Genomic DNA, 23,041 nt, shown 5'->3' on the forward strand with positions numbered 1-23,041 from the left:
GCAAAAAAGGGAGGTCGGGATGAGTGACGGCAAGAGCGGTCTGCAGCTGCGTTCGCTGCTCAAGAAGAATGGCGAACTCGAGATATCGCTGGTCAATGTCCCGACCCCCGAGCCTGGACCCGACGAGGTCGTGGTCCGGGTCGAGGCGACCCCGATCAATCCGTCCGACCTCGGGCTCCTGATCGGCCCGGCCGACATGGCGGCCGCCAAGGCCTCCGGCAGCAGGGAATTGCCTGTGGTGACCGCCCGCGTGCCGGAAGCGGCGCTGCCTGGCCTCGCCGCGCGGCTCGACGAGTCGATGCCGGTCGGCAATGAAGGCGCCGGCGTCGTGATCAGGACCGGCTCGTCGGACGCGGCGAAAGCGCTGATGGGCCGCACCGTCGCGATGATCGGCGGCGCGATGTATGCGCAATACCGCACGCTGCGCGTCAACGAATGCCTGCCGCTGCCCGACGGCATCACCCCGGCGGAAGGCGGGTCCTGCTTCGTCAATCCGTTGACCGCGCTCGGCATGACCGAGACGATGCGGCGCGAGGGGCACAAGGCGCTGGTGCACACGGCCGCCGCATCCAACCTCGGCCAGATGCTCAACAAGATCTGCCTCAAAGACGGCATCGGCCTCGTCAACATCGTGCGCAACAGGGAGCAGGCCGAGATCCTGCACAGGATCGGCGCCAAGCATGTCGTCGATTCCAGCGCGCCCGATTTCATGGACAAGCTCACCGACGCGCTGGTCGAGACCGGCGCGACCATCGCCTTCGATGCGATCGGCGGCGGCAAGCTCGCGGGCCAGATCCTGGTCGCGATGGAGACCGCGATCAACAAGACCGCCAAGGCTTACAGCCGCTACGGTTCGAACGTGCACAAGCAGGTCTATGTCTATGGCGGCCTCGACACCCGCGATATCCAGCTGCCGCGCGGCTTCGGCATGGCCTGGGGTATCGGCGGCTGGCTGCTGTTCCCGTTCCTGATGAAGATCGGTCCGGAGGCCGGCAACAAGCTGCGCCAGCGCGTGGTGGCCGAGCTGAAGACCACTTTCGCCAGCCACTACACCAAGGTGGTCTCGCTGCAGGAGACCTTGCAGCTCGACAACATCGCGGTCTATGGCAAGCGCGCGACCGGCGAGAAATTCCTGATCAACCCGAACAAGTAACGGACGGCCTCTATTCGCGCTCGAATGCCAGCTTCCTGGAGCGCTTGTGGCGCTCCAGGGCGTGGCCGATCAGAACATCCATCAGCCCGGATTGCGGCAGGCCGCTGGCCTCCCACAGCCGCGGATACATGCTGATGTTGGTGAAGCCGGGCAGGGTGTTTGCCTCGTTCACGAATGCCTGCTCGCCGTGCAGGAAGAAGTCGATCCGCGCCATGCCTTCGCAGCCCAGCACCCTGAACGTCCTGATCGCGAGCTCCCTGATGGTTTCGGCGATGGCAGCCGGCACTTTGGCCGGCACCTGAAGCAGCGCGCCATCGGCATCGAGATACTTCGCGTCGTAGGAGTAGAAGCCGTGCTTGTCGGACGGAACGATTTCTCCGAGCTGGGAGGCACGGATGCGACCCTCGGCATCCTCGAGCACGGAGCACTCGACCTCCCGGATCGGCGCGACACAGCGCTCGATCAGGATCTTCGTGTCGAAGCGGAATGCCAATCTGCAGCCGGCCTCGAACTCCTCCGCGGTGCGCGCCTTCGACACGCCGACCGATGATCCCATGTTGGCCGGCTTGACGAAGACCTCCTGCGACCCCAGCGCGCTGACCGCGTCGTCGTAGCTGATGGGAGCCGCGCTCGACATCGCGACAAAGGGGACGATCGGCAATCCCGCCTCGCGCATCAGGCGCTTGGCGACGTCCTTGTCCATTCCGGCCGCAGAGCCCATCACGCGCGAGCCGACATAGGCGACGTCAGACAATTCCAGCGCGCCCTGCACCGTGCCATCCTCGCCGTTCGGGCCATGCAGGACCGGGAAGACGACGTCGAAGGCCGGCAATTCCGCAGGCCCCGTCGCCTGTTCCTGAAGCACCACGACGCGGCCCTGTCCGCCCGGCAGCAGCGCGAGTTGCGGTCCATTGTCCGGAATGGTCAACGCGCCGCCACCTGCGCCGGCGCCGTTTCCCGCATCGGCGACAATCCAGCGGCCATCGCGGGTGATGCCGATCGCGGTGGCGTCATAGCGATCCGGGTCGAGCGAGCGAAGCACGTTGGCGGCCGACGCCCGCGAGACGTCGTGCTCGGCGGAACGGCCACCGAACAGGATTGCGACCCGTGTCTTGCGCTCTGGCATTGTTTAGCCTCTCGGCGGTAGGCAGGTGATGCAGGAATCCGCGGCAGTATGCTCGGACGAAGATGTCGACAATTTGCTACACATGCTCCAGACCGGCGTTTCAGGGCCACCTGGATGGGCGAGGCAACGGTGTTCAGGTCAGTTTTGCAAACGCTGCGTTTCCAGAATTGGGCGATTCATGCACTTGCATCTTTCTCGGCGTATCGGTAGGTGAGGACCACCAATCCGGTTTCACGTGCACCCCAGGGGACTAGCTATGGCCTATAACATCGTCACCATCGTCGGCAGCATCCGCAAGCAGAGCTTCTCGCTCAAGATCGCCAATGCGCTGGCCAAGCTCGCGCCGGCCTCGCTGAAGCTCGACGTGACGACCCTCGAGGGCATTTCCTTCTTCAACCAGGACCTCGAGGCGGCGCCGCCGGCGGACTGGCTGGCCTTCCGCGAGAAGCTGCAGAAGTCGAACGGCGTGCTGTTCGTGACCCCTGAATACAACCGCTCGGTCCCGGGCGTGCTGAAGAACGCCATCGACGTCGCATCGCGGCCCTATGGCAAGAGCTCATTCCAGGGCAAGCCGACCGGCATCATCTCCAACTCGCCGGGCCCGCTCGGCGGCGTCAGCGCGGCGAAGCACCTGCAGAACATCCTGCCGGGCATTTCTGGCCCGATCCTCGGCCAGCCGGAAATCTACCTCAACGGCGTCGGCGATGCCTTCGACGACCAGGGCGAGCTGACCAAGGACTCGCTCAAGACCGTGTTGCAGCAGTACCTCGTCGCCTTCGCAGCCTTCGTCGAGAAGCAGAACGGCTAATCAAATTTAGCATTCCATTAACCGCCATGGCCGCATCTTCGCGGCCATGGTTTCCCGCACGCGCCTCAAATCGATTCTGTCCGGCCTTGCCCTCTACACGCTGGCAGCGCTGATGGTCGGCTATTTCGGCGTCAACGCCTACACCGGCAAATATGGCCTGAACGCGCGGCAGGAGCTCGACCAGGAAATCATCGCACTGACCTCGGAGCTGGCGCGACTGAAGAAGGAGCGGGCCGAGGGCGAGCAGCGGGTGTCGCTGTTGCGGTCGGACCGGGTCGATCCCGACATGCTGGACGAGCGTGCGCGCTTTCAGCTCGACTACGCAAATCCGCGTGATCTGGTTCGGGTCAACAAGTCGAACTGACGCGTTCTCAAATTTCAAAAACACGCGCGCGCTATCACAAAAATGTCGCGCTGCGTTGCAGTGCGGCATAGCAAAATTCCATCCGGCGAACGCAATCCTTCCAAGGCGATTTGAGTTGGGTTAGAGAGGGTTCTTCGACTTCTCTCACCCGGAATTGCCATGGCCGCACCCAAGAAAAGCGTCGCAAAAGAATCAGGGCAGGAGAAGGCTGGCTCGCCGCCCGAATTCACCAGGGAGCAGGAGCTCAAGGCGCTGCGGGACATGCTCCTGATCCGGCGCTTCGAGGAGAAGGCCGGTCAGCTTTACGGCATGGGTGCGATCGGCGGCTTCTGCCATCTCTATATTGGTCAGGAAGCCGTCGTGGTCGGCATGCAGATGGCGCTGAAGTCGGGCGACGAGGTCATCACCGGCTACCGGGACCACGGCCACATGCTGGCTTGCGACATGGAAGCCAGGGGCGTGATGGCCGAATTGACCGGACGTCGCGGCGGTTATTCCCGCGGCAAGGGCGGCTCCATGCACATGTTCAGCAAGGAGAAGCATTTCTACGGCGGTCACGGAATCGTGGGCGCGCAGGTATCGCTCGGCACCGGCCTGGCGTTCGCCAACCGCTATCGCGGTAACGATGCCGTCAGCGTGACTTATTTCGGCGACGGCGCGGCCAACCAGGGCCAGGTCTACGAAAGCTTCAACATGGCGGAGCTGTGGAAGCTGCCGGTGATCTACGTCATCGAGAACAATCGCTATGCGATGGGCACCGCGGTGTCGCGCGCCTCGGCGCAGCAGGACTTCTCCAAGCGCGGCGCCTCCTTCAACATTCCCGGCAAGCAGGTCGACGGCATGGACGTGCGCGCGGTGAAGGCCGCCGCCGATGAGGCCACGGCCTGGTGTCGCGGCGGCAATGGTCCGATGATTCTGGAGATGCAGACCTACCGCTACCGCGGCCACTCGATGTCCGATCCGGCGAAGTACCGCACGCGCGAGGAGGTCGAGAAGGTCCGCCACGACCAGGACCCGATCGAGCAGGTGCGCAACCGTTTGCTCGCCGCCGGCGTCAGCGAGCAGGATCTGAAGGCGATCGACGCCGAGGTGCGCGAGATTGTCAACGAAGCCGCCGACTTCGCGCAGCACGATCCGGAGCCCGATGCGTCCGAGCTCTACACCGACATCTACCGCTGACCTCATCCGCGCAGACTAAATTTCAAGACCGATTTCGGGAGCCGATATGCCCATTCAAGTGCTGATGCCTGCGCTGTCGCCCACCATGGAGAAGGGCAACCTCGCCAAATGGCTGAAAAAGGAAGGCGAGACCATCAAGTCCGGTGACGTCATCGCCGAGATCGAGACCGACAAGGCGACGATGGAGGTCGAGGCAACCGACGAGGGCACGCTCGGCAAGATCCTGATTCCGGAAGGCACCGCCGACGTCGCGGTGAACACGCCGATCGCCACCATCCTGGCCGACGGCGAAAGCGCCGCCGACCTTGCCAAGGCGCCCGCGGCTCCCGCGCCGCAGCCGAAGGCCGCGGAGGCCGCGCCTGCTGTTGAAGCCAGGGCGGAAGCGCCGCAGCCCGCGGCGAAGGCGCCGGCCGCGCCGGTCAGCGAGGCGCTGCCCGATCCGGAAATTCCCGCAGGCACCGAGATGGTCACGCAGACCATCCGCGAGGCACTGCGCGATGCGATGGCCGAGGAGATGCGGCGCGACGGCGACGTCTTCATCATGGGCGAGGAGGTCGCCGAGTATCAGGGCGCCTACAAGGTGACGCAGGGCCTGCTGCAGGAATTCGGCGCCCGGCGCGTCATCGACACCCCGATCACCGAGCACGGCTTTGCCGGCATCGGCGTCGGCGCGGCGATGGCAGGGCTGAAGCCGATCGTCGAGTTCATGACCTGGAATTTCGCGATGCAGGCGATCGACCAGATCATCAACTCTGCCGCCAAGACGCTCTATATGTCCGGTGGCCAGATGGGCTGCTCGATCGTGTTCCGCGGCCCGAACGGCGCCGCCGCGCGCGTCGCCGCCCAGCACAGCCAGGACTACGCGGCCTGGTACTCGCAGATCCCGGGCCTGAAGGTGATCGCGCCATACTCGGCCGCCGACTACAAGGGCCTGCTCAAGGCCGCGATCCGCGATCCCAATCCGGTGGTCTTCCTCGAGAACGAGATGCTGTACGGCCACACCGGCGAGGTACCGAAGCTTGCCGATTACGTGGTGCCGATCGGCAAGGCGCGGATTGCGCGCGCCGGCAAGGACGTCACCATCGTCTCCTGGGCGATGGGCATGTCCTATGCGCTGAAGGCCGCCGATGAACTCGCCAAGGAAGGCATCGAGGCCGAGGTCGTCGACCTGCGCACCATCCGTCCGATGGACACCGAGACGATCATCAACTCGGTGAAGAAGACCGGTCGCGCGGTCACGGTGGAGGAGGGCTGGCAGCAGAGCGGCGTCGGCTCCGAGGTCGCGGCGCGCATCATGGAGCACGCGTTCGACTATCTCGATGCGCCGGTGGCGCGCGTCTCCGGCAAGGACGTGCCGATGCCCTATGCCGCCAACCTGGAAAAACTCGCTCTGCCTTCCGTCGCCGAGGTGGTCGCGGCCGCCAAGGCCGTGTCCTACCGGTAACGCCGATGGCCGGTCCCAAGGAGCAGCCGCTGCCGCCTGACGTGATGGGCCGCGAGGACGCCATCGAGGTGCTGCGCGCCTTTGTCGTCGACGGCGGCCTGTCGATCGCGTTCCAGCGCGCCTTCGAGGAGCCGGACATGTGGGGGCTGATGCTCGTCGACATCGCCCGCCACGCCGCACGCGCCTATGCGCGCGAGAGCGAATACACCGAGGACGAGGCGCTCGCGCGCATCGTCGAGATGTTCGAAGCCGAAATCGCCCGGCCGACCGACATGGGCCAAACCAAACCGCGGTCGCAACAAGGTCACTGACAATGCCGATCAATATTCTCATGCCCGCGCTGTCGCCGACGATGGAAAAGGGCAATCTCGCCAAGTGGCTCAAGAAAGAGGGCGACAAGGTCAAGTCCGGCGACGTGATCGCGGAGATCGAGACCGACAAGGCGACGATGGAAGTCGAGGCGGTCGATGAAGGCACGATCGCCAAGATCCTGGTGCCCGAGGGTACGCAGGACGTGCCGGTCAACGACGTCATCGCGGTGATGGCCGGAGACGGCGAGGACGTGAAGGCGGCGGCCAGCGCCGGCGGTGGCGCTGCCCCGGCGGCCAAGCCCGCCGAAGCACCGAAGCCCGTCGCGCAGGCCGCGCCTGCTGCGGCTCCCGCACCGGCGGCTGCGCCCGCACCGCAGCCGGCCGCAGCCCCCGCAGCGGCGCCTCAGCCGGCCGCGCAGGCCAACGGTCACGCCCGCGTCTTCTCGTCGCCCCTGGCGCGCCGGTTGGCAAGAGAAGCCGGCATCGATCTCGGGCGCATCACCGGCACCGGTCCGCACGGCCGCGTCATCGCGCGCGACGTCGACGAGGCCAAGTCCGGCAAGGGCCTGAAGGCGCCGGCGGCCGCGCCCGCCGCCGCGGGGCCAAGCATCGCACCGTCGATGTCCGACAAGCAGATCCTCGCGCTGTTCGAGCCGGGCTCCTACGAAATCGTGCCGCATGACGGCATGCGCCGCACCATTGCGCAGCGTCTCACCGCCTCGGTGCAGAACGTCCCGCACTTCTACCTCACCATCGACTGCGATATCGGCAAGCTGCTCGCCGCGCGCGAGGAGATCAACGCGTCAGCACCGAAGGACAAGGAGAAGAAGCCGCTCTACAAGATCTCGGTCAACGACTTCGTCATCAAGGCGATGGCGGTCGCGCTGCAGAAGATTCCGAACTGCAATGTGAGCTGGACCGAAGGCGGCATGGTCAAGCACAAGCATTCCGACGTCGGCGTCGCGGTCGCGATGCCGGGCGGCCTGATCACGCCGATCATCCGCAAGGCCGAGACCAAGACGCTCTCGACCATCTCCAACGAGATGAAGGATTTTGCCGCGCGCGCCCGCGCCCGCAAGCTGAAGCCGGAAGAATATCAGGGCGGCACCACCGCGGTGTCCAACCTCGGCATGTACGGCATCAACCACTTCACCGCGGTGATCAATCCGCCGCACGCCTCGATCCTCGCGGTCGGCACCTCGGAGGAGCGTCCGGTGGTGCGCGGCGGCAAGATCGAGATCGCGCACATCATGAGCGTGACCCTGTCGTGCGATCACCGCGCCATCGACGGCGCGCTCGGCGCCGAGCTGATCGGCGCCTTCATGCAGCTGATCGAGAATCCCGTGATGATGATGGTGTGACGGGCATCAGCCATGTACGTGATGTCAGGTCCGTACGTCCTGCTCGCCGCCATCGCCGTCGCGTTGCTCGTCGCGGTCAACCGCGACCTGATATCGACGATCCAGTTCAGGATCATGATGATCGGCGCCGCTGTGCTGGCGCTGGCGTGGTCCGTGTTCCTCGGTGCGGTATGGCGGGAGTACGGGTAAATGACCGGCACGGTTCGCACGCGCTGGCCCTGGATCTCACTGCTGCTGTCGGCCGCGCTGGTGTGCAATCCGGTCGGGCTGGATTTGCTGCACTCCGCGTTCTTCGCCGGCGAACAGCTGGCGCGGAACATCGCCCAGCCCATCGTGCTGACGGCCCTGGCCATCATGGCCGTGGTGGTCGGGCTCGAATGGCTGGTCAGGACATTGATCGCAAGAAGCCGCGCCCGCGGCGCCACAGGTTGAGTTGAACGGGAGCCGCCATGGCCGACACATCTTTCGACGTCATCATCATCGGCTCCGGCCCCGGCGGCTACGTGACAGCGATCCGCGCCGCGCAACTCGGCTTCAAGACCGCGATCGTGGAGAAATCCTATCTCGGTGGCATCTGCCTGAACTGGGGCTGCATCCCGACCAAGGCACTGCTGCGCTCGGCCGAGATCTACCACTACATGCAGCATGCCAAGGATTACGGGCTGTCGGCCGACAACGTCTCGTTCGATCCGAAGGCGGTGGTGCAGCGCTCGCGCGGCGTCTCGAAGCGCCTCAATGACGGCGTCGGTTTCCTGATGAAGAAGAACAAGGTCACGGTGATCTGGGGCGATGCGACGATCGATGCGCCCGGCAAGATCACGGTGAAGAAGTCGGCGGTCGAGGCGCCGAAGGGCGCGAGCGGCGAGGGCAGCTATCAGGCCAAGCACATCATCATCGCGACTGGCGCGCGGCCGCGCGTGCTGCCCGGGCTCGAGCCCGACAGAAAGCTGATCTGGACCTATTTCGAGGCGATGGTACCGGAGCGGATGCCGAAGTCGCTTTTGGTGGTCGGCTCGGGTGCGATCGGCATCGAGTTCGCCTCGTTCTTCCACACCATGGGCGCCGACGTCACCGTGGTTGAGGTGCTGCCGCAGATCCTCCCGGTCGAGGACGCCGAGATCGCGGGCCTCGCGCGCAAGCGCTTCGAGAAGATGGGGATCAAGATCCTCACCTCGACCAAGGTGACAAAACTCGAGAAGAAGGCCGACAGCGTCGTTGCGACCATCGACGACGGCAAGGAGAAGCCGCAAGCGGTAGAGTTCGAGCGCGTGATTTCGGCGGTCGGCGTGGTCGGCAATATCGAGAATCTCGGACTGGAGAAGCTCGGCGTCAAAACCGACCGCGGCTGCATCGTGATCGACGGCCTCGGCAAGACCAACGTCCCCGGCATCTACGCGATCGGCGACGTCGCGGGACCGCCGATGCTCGCGCACAAGGCCGAGCATGAAGGCGTGATCTGCATCGAGGCGATCAAGGGCCTGCATCCGCATCCGATGGACAAGCTGCTGATCCCGGGCTGCACCTATTGCAACCCGCAGGTCGCTTCCGTCGGCCTGACCGAAGCCAAGGCCAAGGAAGGCGGCCGCGAGATCCGCGTCGGCCGCTTCCCGTTCGTCGGCAACGGCAAGGCGATCGCGCTCGGCGAGGATCAGGGCCTCGTCAAGGTGGTGTTCGACAAGAAGACCGGGCAATTGCTCGGCGCCCACATGATCGGCGCCGAGGTCACCGAGCTGATCCAGGGCTATGTGGTGGCGATGAATCTGGAGACCACGGAAGAGGAATTGATGCACACCGTCTTCCCGCATCCGACCTTGTCGGAAATGATGAAGGAAGCGGTGCTCGACGCCTACGGGCGTGTGCTGAATATCTAACAAGCGGACGCGTCGCAGATAGAACTCCCGTCATCCTGAGGTACGAGCGCAGCGAGCCTCGAAGGATGCACGGCCCGGATCGAGCAGCGGGGCCTGTCGCCCTTCGAGACGGCCGCTTCGCGGCCTCCTCAGGGTGACGGGTCCGGCAGTGAAGAATTCACAAAGAACAAGAAAGAGCAGATCCAGTGAAAGACAACGACAACCTCACCATCGAACGCCCGACTTTCGTCACCCACCTCGAATGCGCGATGGAGGGCGATCACTATCCCGCCGACCAGGTGCACAACCTGTCCAAGGCCGGCAAGCCGCTCTTGGTGCGCTACGATCTGGCCGGGGTGAAGAAGGCGCTGACGAAGGACGCGCTGGCCCAGCGGCCGGCCGATTTGTGGCGCTACCGCGAGCTGCTGCCAGTGCGAAAATGCAAGGACATCGTCAGCCTCGGCGAAGTCACGACGCCGCTGATCCGGTTGCCGAGGCTTTCTGCCAAGCTTGGCGGCGGCGAGATCATCGTCAAGGATGAGGGGCGGTTGCCGACCGCCTCGTTCAAGGCGCGCGGCCTCGTGATGGCGGTGTCGATGGGCAAGGCGCTCGGCATCAAGCACATGGCGATGCCGACCAACGGCAATGCCGGCGCGGCGCTGGCCGCCTACGCCACCTCCTGCGGCATCAAGACCACGATCTTCTGCCCGGCCGATACGCCGGAGGTCAATGTCAGCGAGATCGAGCTGCAGGGCGCCACCGTCTACCGCGTCAACGGTTATATCGACGATTGCGGCAAGATCGTCGGCGAGGGTAAGGCAAAGGTCGGTTGGTTCGATACTTCGACCTTGAAGGAGCCGTACCGGATCGAGGGCAAGAAAACGATGGGACTCGAGCTCGCCGAGCAGCTCGGCTGGGACGTGCCCGACGTGATCTTCTATCCGACCGGCGGCGGCACCGGCCTGATCGGCATGTGGAAGGCGTTCGACGAGCTCGAGAAGATAGGCTTCATCGGATCAAAGCGCCCGCGCATGGTCGCGGTGCAGGCCTCCGGCTGCGCGCCGATGGTGCGGGCCTATGAGGCCGGCACCGAGCATGCGGCGCGCTGGGAGGACGCCCACACCATCGCTTCCGGCATCCGCGTGCCGCAGGCGATCGGCGACTTCCTCATTTTGCGCGCGGTGCGCGACAGCAAGGGATTCGCGATCGCCGTCGACGACGACGAGATCACCGCGGCGCTCAACGAGGTCGCGCGCGAGGAGGGGCTGTTGCTCTGCCCAGAGGGCGCCGCGACCTATGCCGCCTACAAGCAGAGCCTCGCCGACGGCCGCGTCTCGAAGAGCGACCGCGTGATGCTGTTCAATTGCGCCAGCGGCCTGAAATACCCGCTGCCACCGGTCACCCGCACGCTGGACCGGCACAAGCCGATCGACTTCGCGCAGTTCTGACGCCTCATCCGAAGGGCCATCTTGTCGAAAGGTGGCCCTTCAAAAATGATACAACAAAGAAGATTGAGGGAGAGCGTGATGCGGAAGCTGGTTTTGGCCGTGTTGACGATGTTGGCGTTCACGGGGGCCAGTTCCGCGGAAACCTATCCCGCGCACCCGATCACCATCGTCGTGCCGTTCGCTGCCGGCGGTCCGTCGGATGCGATGGCGCGCATCCTCGGCGAGCGGATGAAGCAGTCGCTCGGCGAGGTGCTGCTGATCGAGAACGTGACCGGAGCGGGCGGCTCGATCGGCGTCGGCCGCGCGGTGCGCGCGGCGCCCGACGGCTACACCGTCTCGTTCGGCCATCTCGGCACCCATGTCGCGAACGGCGCGATCTACAAGCTCGGCTACGACCTCGTCGCTGACCTCGAGCCCGTGGTGCTGCTGCCGAGCAATCCGATGATCATCGTCAGCAAGAACGCCGTGCCGGCGAAGTCGCTGAAGGAGCTGTTGGAGTGGCTGAAGTCGCGGCCGGCGCCGCCGACCGCGGGCACCGCCGGCGCCGGCAGCGGCAGCCATATCGCCGGGCTCTATTTCGAGAACGTCTCCGGCATCAAGCTGCAATACGTGCCGTATCGCGGCACCGGGCCGGCGCTGAACGACCTCGTCGCCGGCCAGATCGACATCATCGTCGATCAGACCTCGAACTCGATCAATCAGGTCCGTGCCGGCAATATCCGCGCCTATGCGGTCACCGATTCCAAACGCGTCGCCAATGCGCCCGACGTCCCGACCGTCGATGAGGCTGGCCTGCCGGGCTTCCACATGACGCTGTGGTCCGGCCTCTGGGTGCCGAAGGGCACGCCGAAGGAGATCGTGGCCAAGCTCAACGCCGCCGCGGTCGAGGCATTGGCCGACCCCGCCGTGCAGAAGCAGCTCGAGAATCTCGGCCTGCAGATGCCGCCGAAGGATCAGCTCACGCCGGAAGCGCTCGGCACCTGGCAGAAGGCGGAAATCGCAAAATGGTGGCCGATGATCAAGGCCGCCAATGTGAAGGTGGATTGAGCACCGTTGGCGATTCAGGCACGCATACGATAAGGACAGCTCATGGAGAAATACGGCGCAGGGGCGATCGTTGTCTCCGCCTATGATCCTAACTGGCCGGCGTTGTTCGATGAGGAGCGGGCGAGGATCCAGGCTGCGCTCGGAGGTCTTGCGCTCGCCGTCGAGCATATCGGCAGCACGGCGGTGCCGGGGTTGCCGTCCAAACCCATCATCGATCTGCTGGTTGGTGTGCCAAATTTTGACGACGCGCAACATCGCTATGTCGAGCCGATGGCCACGCTCGGCTATATCTATTTGCCGCAGTACGAGTCATGGCTGCCGGGCGAACTGTTCTTCCGCAAGGGACCGCCCGGGCCCTGGACCCACCATGTCCACGTGATGCCGCTGTCCCACCCGCGTTGGCAGCAACTGATTTTGTTTCGCGATTATCTCCGCACCCATCCCGAGGCCGCGCGCGCCTACGCGGACGTCAAGCGCGAACTCGCCTGCACGTCCAGGGACGACATCGCCGCGTATCGCAACGGCAAGAGCGCGTTCGTTGAAGCGACCACCGCCCGGGCGCTGGCCTGGCGCGCCGAGCGAGGCCAGTGATCCCTCGATCGCGCGCAGTCGCGCGACCACGGCAATGACGACGACGCTCACTGCGCCGACGCTGCATTTGTCCCCTGGGTCACGACCCGCTCGCCACTGCTCGCGGGCGCGGACGGGCTGAACTGCGCCAGCGTGCTGACGAGCCACGCCACGCCCGCATCCATCATCGCAACTTTTGGCACGACCAAGGTGATGTCAAAGCGGGGCAGGGCGATCGGCGCATCGACGTAGGTCACGCCGAAGCGGGAGCCGTGCATGGCGGCGAACCGGCGTGGAATCGCCGAGACCAGGTCGGTCTCGGCGATGACGGCGAGGGCGAACATGAAATTCGGAACGGTCAGCGAGATCCGGCGCGACAAGCCGCGCTCCGCCAGCGCAACGTCGACGAAGCCATGCGGATCGCCGGAGTGCGAAACCACGAGATGCCGCGACGCGTAGTAGTTTGCCGGAGTGGGATTGGCTGCGAGCGGATGGCCGGCCCGCATCGCGATGACGAAGTCGTCCTCATAAAGCGTGCGCGTCGTGAAGCGTGCGGGGACGTCTCCGAGGGGGATGACCGCGATGTCGATGGCACGGTTGTCGAGCTCGGCGAGCGCGTCGCTCCAGGCGAAGCTCGGTACAGGCTGGCCTTGCCGCGGCAGCAATTGGCGAATGCAGATATCGATGCGCGGCGCCAGCGTGGGCAAGTCGTGGGGCAGCTGCCACAGGAAGACCGATGACCGCCGTCAGGGGCACCAATCGTGAAGCGGCGTGACGAGCGCGCGGGGTCGAAAGGTTCGACACTGTCGATCACAGCTTTGACGCGGGCGAGTATCTCCGAAATCGGCGCGGCGAGTTCGGTCGCCCGGTCGGTCGGAACGACGCCCGTCGGCGTCTTGAGAAACAAGGGATCGCTAAGCAGCGTGCGCAGACGTCCAAGCCCGTGGCTGACGGCCGACGGCGACAGGTTCAATCGCTCGGCCGATCGGCCGACATGACGCTCCTCCATGACGATCTCGAACAGGACCAGCAGATTGAGATCGGTACGGGAAAGATCAATTTCATTCAGCATGTCGCTGAAATCATATCACTGGATTCAGGTCAGACGAAGTGAGAAGTCTTGTCAGGTGCAGAATATCCAAGGCGCTGAAATCAATGAGGAATTCTTCGATGTTCCATCCAGTATATGGCGGGGCGGACCGCAACAACAAATCCTCTCAAGGGAGCAGATCGGATCGGATTTGCAGGCGGCTAGCAGTGGCGGCGGCACTCGCGCTGCCGCTGGCGGTTCACGCTGCGGCGGACGAGCGCACACCAAGCCGGGCGGAGGACGTCGCTCACCACGCCCTCGCTGAACTCATCCGGCGCACCGAGCAAGCGATGTCAGCGTTCATGCGCGGCGACACGACCACCTATCTTGGCCTGATCAAGCACGGTGACGACTTTACCTTGATGCAGCCATTCGGCGGCTCCCCCTCGGAAGGATTCGATCCCAGCCCCGAGCACATCGCGAGGCTTGCCGGATACTTCAAGGGAGGAGAAACGAAACTGGAATTGGTGAAGTCCTACGCGTCGCGCGACATCATTGTGCTTTCGATGATCGAGCGACAGCATGGCGAGGTCGGTGGCCTGCCCGACCAGGACTGGTCGCTGCGCGTGACGTTGGTTTACCGTCGGAGTGACGCCGACTGGCACCTGGTGCATCGACACGCCGATCCGCTTGTGCATCGCATCAGCTTGGAGCAAGCGGCTGCGCTGGCCCGTGGCTGAAGCCCGCCACATTGCCAGCGAAGCCGCATGTCCGCTGAAGCTTGCCGCTTGTGGAGGCAGGGATTGCTTCGCCGTTAGCGCTCCTCGCAATGACGATTGTGCGAGGCCGTCCGTTAATCTCACTGTGGCGGCGTTGTAGCCGCCGGCTCCGCATTGGTCTCCTGCGTCACGACACGCGCTTCGTTCTTGGCCACCGCGGTTCCGGCGTCATCGAAGCGCACACGATAGACCGCGAAATTCTCCATCACGCGCTGCACGTAATTGCGCGTCTCCGAGATCGGAATCCGCTCGACCCAGTCGACTGGATCGACGTTGGGATCGCGCGGGTCGCCATAAGCCTTGACCCAGTCGCGGACGCGGCCGCGGCCGGCGTTGTAGCCGGCAAACGTCATGATGTGGCAGTTGCGATATTCCGACAGCAGCGCGCTCAATTCGGCCGCACCCATCTGGGTGTTGTAGACGGGATCGGAGACCATCCTGCTCCAGTCGTAGCTGACGCCGAAACGCTTTGCGGTGTCGCGGCCGGCCTCCGGCGTCACCTGCATCAGGCCGACCGCGTTGGCCGGCGACTTGTCGCGCTGGTCGAATGCGCTTTCGGTGCGCGCGATCGAGTAGGTCATGCTGCGTCCGATATCGGGGGCGATCGGGGTGTGCTTGGGAATGCCGATGACCGGGAAGGCGTAATGGTCGAAGGCAAAGCCGCGGCCGAGCGCGATCTTACCGATCTGCAGCATGGCGCGGGCATCGTTGCGGCGGCCGGCGAGCTCGCCGAGCGCCTCGAGCATTCCGACATCTGTGCTTTCCTCGGCGAGGTCTGCGGCGAAATAGAGCACGATGTCGGGCTCGCCGATCGCATAGAGCATGTCGGCGGCGCGGACCCGCTCGTCGGTGGCGGTGCTGCCGGCGCTCGCTGCCGGCGAGGGCGCGCGCAGCTCGACGCCGTCACGGCCGAGCTTGGCCAGTGCGAGCTGACCGTAATAGGCGGTCGGGTAACGCGCGGCGGCCTGGTAGTCGGCCCGCATTGCCGCGGTGTTGCCGAGTGCCTCGGCGGCGCGGCCGCGCCAATAGGCGGCACGCGCCAGCACGGTCGGATTGGTCTGGCCCTCGTCGATCCGCGCGAAATGCGCCGCGGCGGTCTTGGCGTCGTTGAGATAACGCAGCGCGATCCAGCCGCGCATGAAGTGCATGTCGGAGCGGTAATAGGGGTTGTCCGGCGCCGCCGCCGGGCGGATCACGTCATAGGCGGTCTGGTACTGGCCCTGGTCGAGCAGCTTACGGGAGAGGATGCGACGCTCGCGCCACCATTGGTCGGTGTCCTGCTGCGCCATCGTCTCGGGCGCGGCTGCGATCGTCACGCGCGCTGCATCGTCGATCCTGTTCTTCGCAAGCAGCCACTGGATCCGGCACAGCGTGTAGCCGAGGTCGCTGTGGGCATCGGCCGCCACGTCGTTGAGTGCGTCTTCTGCCTTGCTGGATTGTCCGCGAACCGCGCCGCACGCCTTCACGATCGCCAGCTCATCGCTGCCGAGCCGCTGCGCCGCGCGCCTGGCGGCGGCGAGGTCCTTGGCACCGATCCGCTTGTCCATGCGCGCGCGATGATCGTCGCGCGTCAGCAGGTCCTTGAATGCGTCATAGGCGTCGCTCTCGGTGCGGTCGGACAAATCCTCCGAGCGCCAGGCCTCGCGCACCAGCTTGGTGGCGCCGTCGCGGTCGCCTTCGGCGAGCAGCGTGCGGGCGAGCGCGAACTTGCCCTTGGCGCTAACAGGCTGATCGAGGGTGAAGCCGTGCACCGTGGCCGGATCGCTGCGCTCCTGCCAAATCCGTGCCTCGGCCCGGCGGCGCAGCAGCGTGACGCTTGGCCAGTCCGGGTTGGTGGTGACGAACGCCGCATAGCGGCTGTAGGGCGCGTTCGACTCGGAGTGGCGCAGTAGATACCACTCGACGAGCTTCCGCCCGACCGGGTCGGTGATCTTCGCCTGGATATCGGTCGCCTCGCTGGTCTTGCCCCTGCGTGCAGCAACGATCGCGTCCCTGATAGTGGCGAGATCGCCTAACAATTGCGGCCCAGCGGGTTTCTCGGGCTCTGATACCTTCGAGGTCGCAGTTTTGGTGCTCGATTTTGTTTTGGCCGATTTGCGTTTGTCGGCGCCGTGCCTGGCATGCCGGCGCTTGCCGGAGGTGCTCTCGCGTGCGGATTTGGCACCGTGCGCCTTCTTGTCGGCGTGGCCGCTCTTGGCCTGGTGCTGGTGATGCGGCTTGGCGGTCGCCTGGACCGGAAGCAGCGCAAGCGCGGCGGCGGTGGCGAAACACGCCAGCGGACGTAGGCAACGGTTCATTCCCTGGCCCCCCTGAAACCATCAGGCACAAACGGAACGCGTCGTACACGGCACAACGGCCGCAAATTACCACTACCCTCGATTCTCGAGTGTTAACGCTGCTGCAACTCAACAGGGAAAACACGGCGAAATATGGAATGTGACGTGTGGAACCCGCGGGAACCGGGGTTCTCTCGGGCAGTGAGGCGCGGCCGCCACACGCTTTGACCTATCCCTCCTGGGTTGTATCCTCGCGACAGAACGCGCCGTGGGGGACCGATGTCACTGATAGAACAGCTATTGCCGGCCGGTCGGTCATGACCGCTCGCCTCACCACCATCCATGACGGCGGCCGCTATTTCGAGGGCCCGCGCTGGCATCGCGGGCGGCTCTGGTTCGTCGACTGCATGGCGCGGACGCAGCTCAGCATCAGCCCGTCGGGCGAGCTGCAGCAGCACGCGGCGGTGACCGACGACACGCCCTGTGGTCTCGGCGTGCTGCCTGACGGCGACATCGTCGTGCTGACGATGTTCAGGAAGCGGCTGCTGCGGTTTTCTGATGGCGCACCGTCGCTCTATGCCGATCTCTCTGAGGTCGCGACCGGCACGATCGACGACATGATCATCGACGGCCAGGGGCGCGCCTATGTCGGTGACCTCGGCTTCAACCTGCCGCCGCCGGAGGGCCGCGGCGCCGTCGGCCGGATCATCCTCGTGATGCCTGACGGCAGCGCCCGCATCGTCGCGGACGGCTTGCGCTTTCCCAACGGCATTGCGGTTTCCTCCGACCATCGTCGGCTCGTCGTCGCCGAAATGGATGGCGCCTGCCTCGCCGACTACGACATCGCGGCGGACGGCAGCCTGCATCTGCGCGGGCGGCTCGGCCGCATCAACGATCCCGACGGCATCTGCCTTGATCGCGACGGCGCGGTCTGGGTCGCGTCGTTCACGGAAGATGCCTTTGTTCGGATCGATCGCGATGGTGTGGAGCGTGAGCGTATCGGCGTCGCCGGCCGCCGCGCGCTTGCCTGTGCGCTCGGCGGTGCCGACCGCCGGACGCTGTTCTGCCTTAGCGCGGAGACGTCCTAGGAGGAACTGCGGAAGGGCAAATCGGTGTCGCGCATCGATGTGGGCGAGGTCGACACGCCAGGTGACGGCTATCCCTGAGCTGCTCCCCGTTCGGCAAGACGGTTCGCTTTGGTCTTGAATTATGTTCTCGTTTCGTTCAGATTGGTGCGCTCCGGGAGGAGCGCCCATGGACGCCGAGAGAGACCGCGACATCATCAGGCTATGGAACGAGCTCCGCCGGCTGCAGCGGGAGGGGCGTCCGACGGCGCTAATGATCCGCCGGATCGAGAAGGCGCTGGCGGCAAGGGAAACCGCAAGCGAGCAGGCGGCGGCCTGAGGCGCCTGTCTTGACGCGTTTGCCCCACGCGAGCCGGTATCCGCTTCGCTCGAAGACGATCTAGCGTCCGCCGTCCGGCCCCATCACCAGATTTGGCAGCCAGGTCGAGATCTCCGGGAAGAAGCAGAGCAGCAGCACCGCGAACATCATCAGCAGCACGAACGGCAGCGTGCCCCAGATCACCTCGCTCAACGGGATGTCCGGCGCGACGTTGCGGATGACGAAGATGTTGAGGCCGACCGGCGGATGGATCAGGCCCATCTCCATCACGATCGTCATGACGACGCCGAACCAGATGATGTCGAAATTGGCCGCACGAAGCGGCGGCAGGATGATCGGCGCGGTCATCAGGATGATCGAGACCGGCGGCAGGAAGAAGCCGAGCACGATCACCATCACGAGGATCGCGAACAGCAACTCCCAGCGCGGCAGGTGCATCGCGACGATCGCCTCCGCCGCCGATTGCGAGATGTGCAGATAGCTCATCACATAGGAATAGAGCAGCGACATGCCGATGATCAGCATCAGCATGGTGGATTCGCGGATGGTCGATTTCAGGATCGGCGACAGGTCGCTCGGCTTCCACACGCTGTAGATCACCGCGATCAGCGCCAGCGCCAAGAGCCCGCCGAGGCCGGCGGTTTCCGACGGCGTGGCGTAGCCGCCATAGAGCGCGATCATGACGCCGGTCAACAGCAGCACGAACGGGATCACGCGCGGCAGTGCGCTGAAGCGCTCGGCCATGGTGAATTCGTCGTGCTGCAGGATCGCGGCGTCCTTGCCGGTCGCGTCATAGACGGCGCGCGCCATGGCGTATTCCTTGCGGAAGCGGTACACGGCGTAGACGCCGAACAGCGTCACGAGCAGCAGTCCGGGGCCGATGCCGGCGAGGAACAACCGCCCCAGCGATTTCTCGGCGGCGACGGCGAACAGGATCATCGTGATCGACGGCGGCAGCAGAATGCCGAGCGTGCCGCCGGCGGCGATGATTCCGGCGGCAAAGCCGCCGGAATAGCCGCGCTTGCGCATCTCCGGGATGCCGGCCGAGCCGATCGCCGAGCAGGTCGCGGGCGAGGAGCCGGCCATCGCCGCGAACAGCGCACAGGCGAACACGTTGGCGACGCCGAGGCCGCCAGGCACGCGGTGCAGCCAGGCATGCAGCGCCGAATAGAGATCCTGGCCGGCGCGCGATTTGCCGATTGCCGCACCCTTCAGGATGAACAGCGGGATCGATAGCAGCGTGATCGAGGCCATCTCCTCGTAGACGTTCTGCGTCACCGTATCGAGCGAGGCCGCCGGCATGAAGATCGCCATGAACACGACCGCGACCGCGCCGAGCGCGAACGCGATCGGCATGCCGGAGAACATCGCAAACAAAGTGGCAAGTCCGTAGGAGATGCCAATACCAAACACGGTCATCGGCGCGCGCCACCGGTCAACGGAAGGATGATTTGCAAGAGGATCTGCACGCAGAGTAGCGTCATGCCCAGTGCCATCAGCACATAAGGGATGGCGAGCGGCGGCGACCACATCGAGTTGGACACCTGGCCGTCGACATAGGCCTCATGCGCCAGGGTCCAGGACTTCCAGGCGAAGAAGGCGCAGAACGCGAAGCTGGCGACGTCGACCAGCCACAGCCTGATGCTGTTGGCCCGCGGCGAGAGCAGGCCGACGAACGCCTCGATGCTGACATGGCCGCGCTGGCTCTGCACATAGGCCGCGGTCATGAAGGTGGCGCCGACCAGCAGGAACACGGCAGCCTCGTCCTGCCAGTAGTTTGCCATGTGAAACACGGCGCGGCCGAGCACGCTGTAGCTCAGGATCGCGCAGGCCGCGATCAGAGCGAGCGCGGCGAACACCACGATGATGTTGTTGCAGACCGACAGCGCGCGCTCAAGCATGGCTACGGGCGTGTTGCCCGCGGCCAGGCTTGCGCTTTCGTCCTGATCCGCGACCGGACCATGGATCATGCGGCGACGTCGCTTGCGAGCTTCAGCAGGTTGGCTGACGTCGCCGTCTTGGCGCCATAGTCCTTCCAGGCGGTGTCGCGCGCGATGTCGCGCCACTTGCCGACAATGGCGGCATCGAGGACGCTGACCTTGGCGCCGGCCTTCTCGTAGACCTTGGTAACCTCGGTGTCGTCGTCCTGCGCGCCCTTGCGGCCGAACGCCTCGAGCTCGGTGCCAACAGCGAGGATGATGTCCTGCTGGTTCTTCGGCAGCTTGTCGAAGATCGCCTTCGACATCATCAGCGGCTCCAGCATGAACCAGTAGGAGGCGCCGGCGCCCGAGGTCAGCGACTTCGCGACCTCCTCGAGGCGGAACGAGATCAGGCTCGTGGAGGAGGTGATGCCGGCGTCGCAGGCGCCGGTCTGCATCGCGGCGTAGAGCTCGTTGGACGGCACCGACAGCACGGCGGCGCCGGCGGTCTGCAGCACCATGTCCATCTCGCGCGAGCCGCCGCGCACCTTCAGGCCCTTGGCGTCTTCGGGGGCCACGATCGCCTTGGAGCGGCTGGCGACGCCGCCGGCCTGCCAGACCCAGGAGATCAAAAGAATGCCCTTGTCGGCGAGGAAATCGCTCAATGCCTTGCCGACCGGCTCCTTCTTCCAGCGCAGGCCCTGGTCGTAGGTCGTGACCAGGCCCGGCATCAGGCCGATATTGGTCTCCGGCAATTCGCCGCCGGCATAGGGCATCGGATAGAGGCTGAGATCGAGCGCACCCTTGCGCATCGCCGAGAACTGCGCGTTGGTCTTGATCAGCGACGAGTTCGGATAGACCTCGGCGGCGAGCTCGCCGCCGGAACGCTTGGCGATCTCGGCTGCGAACATCCGGCACAGCCGGTCGCGGAAGTCGCCCTTGTCGATCGTGCCGCCGGGGAACTGGTGCGAGATCTTCAGGGTGGTCGCGGCATGCGCGGTGCCGATGCCCATCCGCAGGACGGCGGGAGCGGCGAGGGCGGAAGCGAGGACGTGGCGGCGTGTGAGCATGGTTTTTTCCCCTGAGAGCTTCTTGAGTGGCTGTTAGGCCGGCGCGGCGCTTCAGCTTAGCCGGTCTTCACCTGAACATTCTCTAGTCTGATAGTTCGAGGCGCCCTGATAGTGCGAGCCGACATGTGGCCGCAAGTCCTGGTCGCAAGTCCTGGTCGCAAGTCCTGGCGTTGTTGCGGCGCACACTGCGCCCGCGTCGCCACTCCAACCCTCACGTGACGAACCGTCGGGCGTCCGCGCCGCGATTCTTCAAGAATTTGTTATTGGAGGTAACAACGGCCAGCGCAAGTGCGTCGAGTAGACAGCGGCAAGTCGTCGCGCTCACATTCGACCACACAAGGGATCACCAACATGACCACCAAGACCCGCCTCGGCCTTTCCGCCGCGCTGCTCTCGTTCAGCCTGGCGCTGGCGCCGGCCGCCTTCGCTCAGGACAAGATGGGCAAGGACGACGCGATGAAGAAGGAAGACACGATGTCCAAGGATGCCATGAAGAAGGATGGTGGCATGATGAAGAAGGACGACGGCATGAAGAAGAACTGACGCCGCCACTGCTCATCATTCGCAGGCCCGCCAAGGTGGCGGGCCTGGTTACGCCTTAGCGCTTCTTCTTGCCGCGCTCCTTGCGCGCTGCGTAGCGGGCGTCACGCTTGGCCTTCTGCTCGGCCTCGAGCGCGGCCAGTCTTGCGGTTTCCTCTTCCTTCTCCCGCGCGATCCGCTCCGCCTCGGCCGCGGCGGCCTCTTCCTCGCGGCGCTTCCGCTCAGCCTTCTCGGCTTCACGGGTTTCCTTGGCCTTGGCGCGGCGCTCGGCGATCGCCGCGCGCTCCTCGGCCCGCGCCTTCACGCTCGGATCGTCGGCCCCCGGCTGGGTACGAAACTTGTTGAGGAGGTTTTGCCGCGCCTGCAGCGCCGCCTTTTGGCGGTCGGCAAAACCCGGTTCCTTGAAGCCACTCATAGAGGAAGCCTGCTGCTTTCTGTTCGTTGATGGTTGGGGTTCGGTTCGTCGCTTCAATAGGTGAACGGCGGCGAAAATGCCAGTGGCGAACAGCGGGCTGTGGAGCAAAAGAGATATGAGCGCACAGCAAACGGCCGACGGCCGTGTTTGCGCCCGACGGGTGCCGGCGTGGTGAGTGGTTGGTCACCGAACCTGCCGACGAGTCTAGAGCTTTGGTTCTGATTGAATCAGAACCAAAGCTCCAATTTCTTGTTTGGACGCGTTTTCTTCACGCGAACCGGCATTCACTTCGCTCGAAAACGCTCTAGCCGCGCTGAAACGGCTCGCGCCGCCCGTTGCCCAGAACCCTGGCGACCGTCTCGGCGGTCATCGCGTTGCGGTCCGAGGCGCGCTGGGCTTCCAGCCTGTCGCGGGCCTTTTCCGTGATCAGGAGGGTGATCAGCCGTAGCCGGCTGGTCTCGTCGACAGCTTCCGAGAGCAGCTGCCTGTAACGCTGATAGTCGTAGGTTGATTGTTGTTCGCTCACCGGCACGCCCCGCACACGCGCTCCACTTCAGCGAGCAGTTTTTCGCGAGTCGCGGAAGCCCGCAACGGAATTGCAGCGCCGCGAGCTGCAACCGCGCATTTCATTGTGCGACTGTTGCAAAATTGATCGCACGCCACCGTGCAAACCGTCATGATGTGGGACGAGCGCAATCTGGAACCAAAGCGAGCATGAGCGAATCCGAAGACGGTGGCAGCCGCCGTGGCGCGCTGATCGGACTGCTGGTCGCAGTGGTCATGCTCGGAGTCGGTCTGTGGCTCGCGCATGAGCTCACCGCGGCGAGCAAGCTTCAGGACTGCCTGATGTCGGGCCGGACCAACTGTAATGTGATCGAGCCCGCACGCTGACCCTGTCTTGCGGCAGTGCAATATCGACCCCACATCCAGCGTGAAGACTCAGCCTG

General features: G+C 64.9%; 25 protein-coding genes and 1 pseudogene. 18 read left to right on the plus strand and 8 right to left on the minus strand.

The features are described from left to right. The first annotated feature begins 19 nt into the window (after positions 1-19). A complete protein-coding gene (locus tag HAP54_RS35905; protein ID WP_166295187.1) occupies positions 20-1,153 on the plus strand; it encodes a zinc-binding dehydrogenase in 1,134 nt (377 codons plus the stop codon). Between the two features lie 10 nt (positions 1,154-1,163). Here HAP54_RS35905 and HAP54_RS35910 read toward each other — a convergent pair whose 3' ends face one another. Then, complete coding sequence (locus HAP54_RS35910) at positions 1,164-2,279, minus strand: D-alanine--D-alanine ligase family protein (RefSeq protein WP_166295189.1); 1,116 nt, start codon at positions 2,277-2,279, stop codon at positions 1,164-1,166. 256 nt (positions 2,280-2,535) lie between these two features. Between HAP54_RS35910 and HAP54_RS35915 the strand changes: the two genes are divergently transcribed. The 12 genes from HAP54_RS35915 to HAP54_RS35970 all read left to right on the plus strand — a co-directional run bounded on the left by HAP54_RS35915 (position 2,536) and on the right by HAP54_RS35970 (position 12,682). Continuing rightward, positions 2,536-3,087, plus strand: a complete 552-nt coding sequence (locus HAP54_RS35915; protein WP_166295191.1) for an NADPH-dependent FMN reductase — start codon at positions 2,536-2,538, stop codon at positions 3,085-3,087. 46 nt (positions 3,088-3,133) lie between these two features. Next, positions 3,134-3,451, plus strand: coding sequence for an FtsB family cell division protein (locus HAP54_RS35920; RefSeq protein ID WP_166295193.1), 318 nt, complete (start codon positions 3,134-3,136; stop codon positions 3,449-3,451). A 159-nt stretch (positions 3,452-3,610) separates the two neighbouring features. Next, positions 3,611-4,630, plus strand: a complete 1,020-nt coding sequence (pdhA, locus tag HAP54_RS35925) for a pyruvate dehydrogenase (acetyl-transferring) E1 component subunit alpha (RefSeq protein WP_166295194.1) — start codon at positions 3,611-3,613, stop codon at positions 4,628-4,630. Positions 4,631-4,676: 46 nt separating this feature from the next. Continuing rightward, on the plus strand, positions 4,677-6,074 hold the full coding sequence (locus tag HAP54_RS35930; protein ID WP_166295196.1) for a pyruvate dehydrogenase complex E1 component subunit beta: 1,398 nt from the start codon (positions 4,677-4,679) through the stop codon (positions 6,072-6,074). A gap of 5 nt (positions 6,075-6,079) precedes the next feature. Next, entirely contained in the window at positions 6,080-6,385 is a 306-nt protein-coding gene (locus tag HAP54_RS35935; protein ID WP_029080873.1) for a DUF5076 domain-containing protein, read from the plus strand. Positions 6,386-6,387: 2 nt separating this feature from the next. Further along, complete coding sequence (locus HAP54_RS35940) at positions 6,388-7,746, plus strand: pyruvate dehydrogenase complex dihydrolipoamide acetyltransferase (protein WP_166295198.1); 1,359 nt, start codon at positions 6,388-6,390, stop codon at positions 7,744-7,746. 21 nt (positions 7,747-7,767) lie between these two features. Continuing rightward, positions 7,768-7,935, plus strand: coding sequence for a hypothetical protein (locus HAP54_RS35945; RefSeq protein WP_339156790.1), 168 nt, complete (start codon positions 7,768-7,770; stop codon positions 7,933-7,935). Beyond that, positions 7,936-8,178, plus strand: coding sequence for a hypothetical protein (locus HAP54_RS35950; protein WP_166295202.1), 243 nt, complete (start codon positions 7,936-7,938; stop codon positions 8,176-8,178). Positions 8,179-8,195: 17 nt separating this feature from the next. After that, positions 8,196-9,617 (plus strand): dihydrolipoyl dehydrogenase, encoded by a 1,422-nt coding sequence (gene lpdA, locus HAP54_RS35955; RefSeq protein ID WP_166295204.1) that lies wholly within the window; start codon positions 8,196-8,198, stop codon positions 9,615-9,617. A 185-nt stretch (positions 9,618-9,802) separates the two neighbouring features. Beyond that, positions 9,803-11,044: a threonine synthase gene (locus HAP54_RS35960; RefSeq protein WP_166295206.1), complete on the plus strand. Its 1,242-nt coding sequence runs from the start codon at positions 9,803-9,805 to the stop codon at positions 11,042-11,044. Between the two features lie 78 nt (positions 11,045-11,122). Continuing rightward, positions 11,123-12,091: a tripartite tricarboxylate transporter substrate binding protein BugD gene (locus tag HAP54_RS35965; protein ID WP_166295208.1), complete on the plus strand. Its 969-nt coding sequence runs from the start codon at positions 11,123-11,125 to the stop codon at positions 12,089-12,091. Positions 12,092-12,133: 42 nt separating this feature from the next. Further along, positions 12,134-12,682, plus strand: a complete 549-nt coding sequence (locus HAP54_RS35970) for a GrpB family protein (protein ID WP_166295210.1) — start codon at positions 12,134-12,136, stop codon at positions 12,680-12,682. Positions 12,683-12,729: 47 nt separating this feature from the next. On the opposite strand, the pseudogene HAP54_RS35975 reads toward HAP54_RS35970, so the two are convergent. Further along, a pseudogene (locus tag HAP54_RS35975) lies at positions 12,730-13,733 on the minus strand (LysR family transcriptional regulator). Between the two features lie 185 nt (positions 13,734-13,918). Between HAP54_RS35975 and HAP54_RS35980 the strand changes: the two are divergent. After that, on the plus strand, positions 13,919-14,431 hold the full coding sequence (locus HAP54_RS35980) for a nuclear transport factor 2 family protein (protein ID WP_224741629.1): 513 nt from the start codon (positions 13,919-13,921) through the stop codon (positions 14,429-14,431). Positions 14,432-14,550: 119 nt separating this feature from the next. On the opposite strand, the gene HAP54_RS35985 is transcribed toward HAP54_RS35980, so the two are convergent. Next, positions 14,551-16,767: a lytic transglycosylase domain-containing protein gene (locus HAP54_RS35985; protein ID WP_166295214.1), complete on the minus strand. Its 2,217-nt coding sequence runs from the start codon at positions 16,765-16,767 to the stop codon at positions 14,551-14,553. Positions 16,768-17,063: 296 nt separating this feature from the next. Here HAP54_RS35985 and HAP54_RS35990 point away from each other — a divergent pair, with 296 nt between their 5' ends. Next, a complete protein-coding gene (locus HAP54_RS35990) occupies positions 17,064-17,834 on the plus strand; it encodes an SMP-30/gluconolactonase/LRE family protein (RefSeq protein WP_224741628.1) in 771 nt (256 codons plus the stop codon). Between the two features lie 166 nt (positions 17,835-18,000). Continuing rightward, positions 18,001-18,150, plus strand: coding sequence for a hypothetical protein (locus HAP54_RS35995; RefSeq protein ID WP_166295216.1), 150 nt, complete (start codon positions 18,001-18,003; stop codon positions 18,148-18,150). Between the two features lie 60 nt (positions 18,151-18,210). On the opposite strand, the gene HAP54_RS36000 is transcribed toward HAP54_RS35995, so the two are convergent. Genes HAP54_RS36000 through dctP form a run of 3 tightly spaced genes read right to left on the minus strand, consistent with a single transcriptional unit; the run spans position 18,211 to position 21,139 of the window. Next, positions 18,211-19,569 carry a TRAP transporter large permease gene (locus HAP54_RS36000; protein ID WP_166295218.1) on the minus strand — a complete coding sequence of 453 codons (1,359 nt, stop codon included), beginning with the start codon at positions 19,567-19,569 and terminating at the stop codon, positions 18,211-18,213. Beyond that, positions 19,566-20,120, minus strand: a complete 555-nt coding sequence (locus HAP54_RS36005) for a TRAP transporter small permease (RefSeq protein ID WP_166295219.1) — start codon at positions 20,118-20,120, stop codon at positions 19,566-19,568. The genes HAP54_RS36000 and HAP54_RS36005 overlap by 4 nt, the downstream gene beginning before the upstream one ends. Continuing rightward, entirely contained in the window at positions 20,117-21,139 is a 1,023-nt protein-coding gene (dctP, locus tag HAP54_RS36010; protein WP_166295221.1) for a TRAP transporter substrate-binding protein DctP, read from the minus strand. The genes HAP54_RS36005 and dctP overlap by 4 nt, the downstream gene beginning before the upstream one ends. 351 nt (positions 21,140-21,490) lie before the next feature. On the opposite strand from dctP, the gene HAP54_RS36015 reads away from it, so the two are divergent. Then, positions 21,491-21,682: a pentapeptide MXKDX repeat protein gene (locus HAP54_RS36015; protein ID WP_166295223.1), complete on the plus strand. Its 192-nt coding sequence runs from the start codon at positions 21,491-21,493 to the stop codon at positions 21,680-21,682. Between the two features lie 55 nt (positions 21,683-21,737). On the opposite strand, the gene HAP54_RS36020 is transcribed toward HAP54_RS36015, so the two are convergent. Beyond that, positions 21,738-22,094, minus strand: coding sequence for a DUF6481 family protein (locus HAP54_RS36020; RefSeq protein WP_166295225.1), 357 nt, complete (start codon positions 22,092-22,094; stop codon positions 21,738-21,740). Between the two features lie 304 nt (positions 22,095-22,398). After that, positions 22,399-22,620 carry a hypothetical protein gene (locus tag HAP54_RS36025; protein WP_166295227.1) on the minus strand — a complete coding sequence of 74 codons (222 nt, stop codon included), beginning with the start codon at positions 22,618-22,620 and terminating at the stop codon, positions 22,399-22,401. A 188-nt stretch (positions 22,621-22,808) separates the two neighbouring features. Here HAP54_RS36025 and HAP54_RS36030 point away from each other — a divergent pair, with 188 nt between their 5' ends. After that, positions 22,809-22,985: a hypothetical protein gene (locus tag HAP54_RS36030; protein ID WP_165123723.1), complete on the plus strand. Its 177-nt coding sequence runs from the start codon at positions 22,809-22,811 to the stop codon at positions 22,983-22,985. Positions 22,986-23,041 lie beyond the last annotated feature (56 nt).

The organism is Bradyrhizobium sp. 2S1, assembly GCF_011516625.5.
GTDB lineage: Bacteria > Pseudomonadota > Alphaproteobacteria > Rhizobiales > Xanthobacteraceae > Bradyrhizobium > Bradyrhizobium septentrionale.

What these genes read in the sequence shown, in the direction of transcription:
- HAP54_RS35995 (WP_166295216.1), top strand. Translation starts at nt 18,001, where the DNA reads ATGGACGCCGAGAGAGACCGCGACATCATCAGGCTATGGAACGAGCTC.
- HAP54_RS35940 (WP_166295198.1), top strand. Translation starts at nt 6,388, where the DNA reads ATGCCGATCAATATTCTCATGCCCGCGCTGTCGCCGACGATGGAAAAG.
- HAP54_RS35970 (WP_166295210.1), top strand. Translation starts at nt 12,134, where the DNA reads ATGGAGAAATACGGCGCAGGGGCGATCGTTGTCTCCGCCTATGATCCT.
- HAP54_RS35985 (WP_166295214.1), bottom strand. Translation starts at nt 16,767, where the DNA reads ATGAACCGTTGCCTACGTCCGCTGGCGTGTTTCGCCACCGCCGCCGCG.
- pdhA (WP_166295194.1), top strand. Translation starts at nt 3,611, where the DNA reads ATGGCCGCACCCAAGAAAAGCGTCGCAAAAGAATCAGGGCAGGAGAAG.
- HAP54_RS35945 (WP_339156790.1), top strand. Translation starts at nt 7,768, where the DNA reads ATGTCAGGTCCGTACGTCCTGCTCGCCGCCATCGCCGTCGCGTTGCTC.
- HAP54_RS35905 (WP_166295187.1), top strand. Translation starts at nt 20, where the DNA reads ATGAGTGACGGCAAGAGCGGTCTGCAGCTGCGTTCGCTGCTCAAGAAG.
- HAP54_RS35930 (WP_166295196.1), top strand. Translation starts at nt 4,677, where the DNA reads ATGCCCATTCAAGTGCTGATGCCTGCGCTGTCGCCCACCATGGAGAAG.
- HAP54_RS36005 (WP_166295219.1), bottom strand. Translation starts at nt 20,120, where the DNA reads ATGATCCATGGTCCGGTCGCGGATCAGGACGAAAGCGCAAGCCTGGCC.
- HAP54_RS35915 (WP_166295191.1), top strand. Translation starts at nt 2,536, where the DNA reads ATGGCCTATAACATCGTCACCATCGTCGGCAGCATCCGCAAGCAGAGC.
- HAP54_RS35965 (WP_166295208.1), top strand. Translation starts at nt 11,123, where the DNA reads ATGCGGAAGCTGGTTTTGGCCGTGTTGACGATGTTGGCGTTCACGGGG.
- HAP54_RS36000 (WP_166295218.1), bottom strand. Translation starts at nt 19,569, where the DNA reads ATGACCGTGTTTGGTATTGGCATCTCCTACGGACTTGCCACTTTGTTT.
- HAP54_RS36030 (WP_165123723.1), top strand. Translation starts at nt 22,809, where the DNA reads ATGAGCGAATCCGAAGACGGTGGCAGCCGCCGTGGCGCGCTGATCGGA.
- HAP54_RS36015 (WP_166295223.1), top strand. Translation starts at nt 21,491, where the DNA reads ATGACCACCAAGACCCGCCTCGGCCTTTCCGCCGCGCTGCTCTCGTTC.
- HAP54_RS35950 (WP_166295202.1), top strand. Translation starts at nt 7,936, where the DNA reads ATGACCGGCACGGTTCGCACGCGCTGGCCCTGGATCTCACTGCTGCTG.
- HAP54_RS36020 (WP_166295225.1), bottom strand. Translation starts at nt 22,094, where the DNA reads ATGAGTGGCTTCAAGGAACCGGGTTTTGCCGACCGCCAAAAGGCGGCG.
- HAP54_RS35935 (WP_029080873.1), top strand. Translation starts at nt 6,080, where the DNA reads ATGGCCGGTCCCAAGGAGCAGCCGCTGCCGCCTGACGTGATGGGCCGC.
- HAP54_RS35910 (WP_166295189.1), bottom strand. Translation starts at nt 2,279, where the DNA reads ATGCCAGAGCGCAAGACACGGGTCGCAATCCTGTTCGGTGGCCGTTCC.
- dctP (WP_166295221.1), bottom strand. Translation starts at nt 21,139, where the DNA reads ATGCTCACACGCCGCCACGTCCTCGCTTCCGCCCTCGCCGCTCCCGCC.
- lpdA (WP_166295204.1), top strand. Translation starts at nt 8,196, where the DNA reads ATGGCCGACACATCTTTCGACGTCATCATCATCGGCTCCGGCCCCGGC.
- HAP54_RS35990 (WP_224741628.1), top strand. Translation starts at nt 17,064, where the DNA reads ATGACCGCTCGCCTCACCACCATCCATGACGGCGGCCGCTATTTCGAG.
- HAP54_RS35920 (WP_166295193.1), top strand. Translation starts at nt 3,134, where the DNA reads ATGGTTTCCCGCACGCGCCTCAAATCGATTCTGTCCGGCCTTGCCCTC.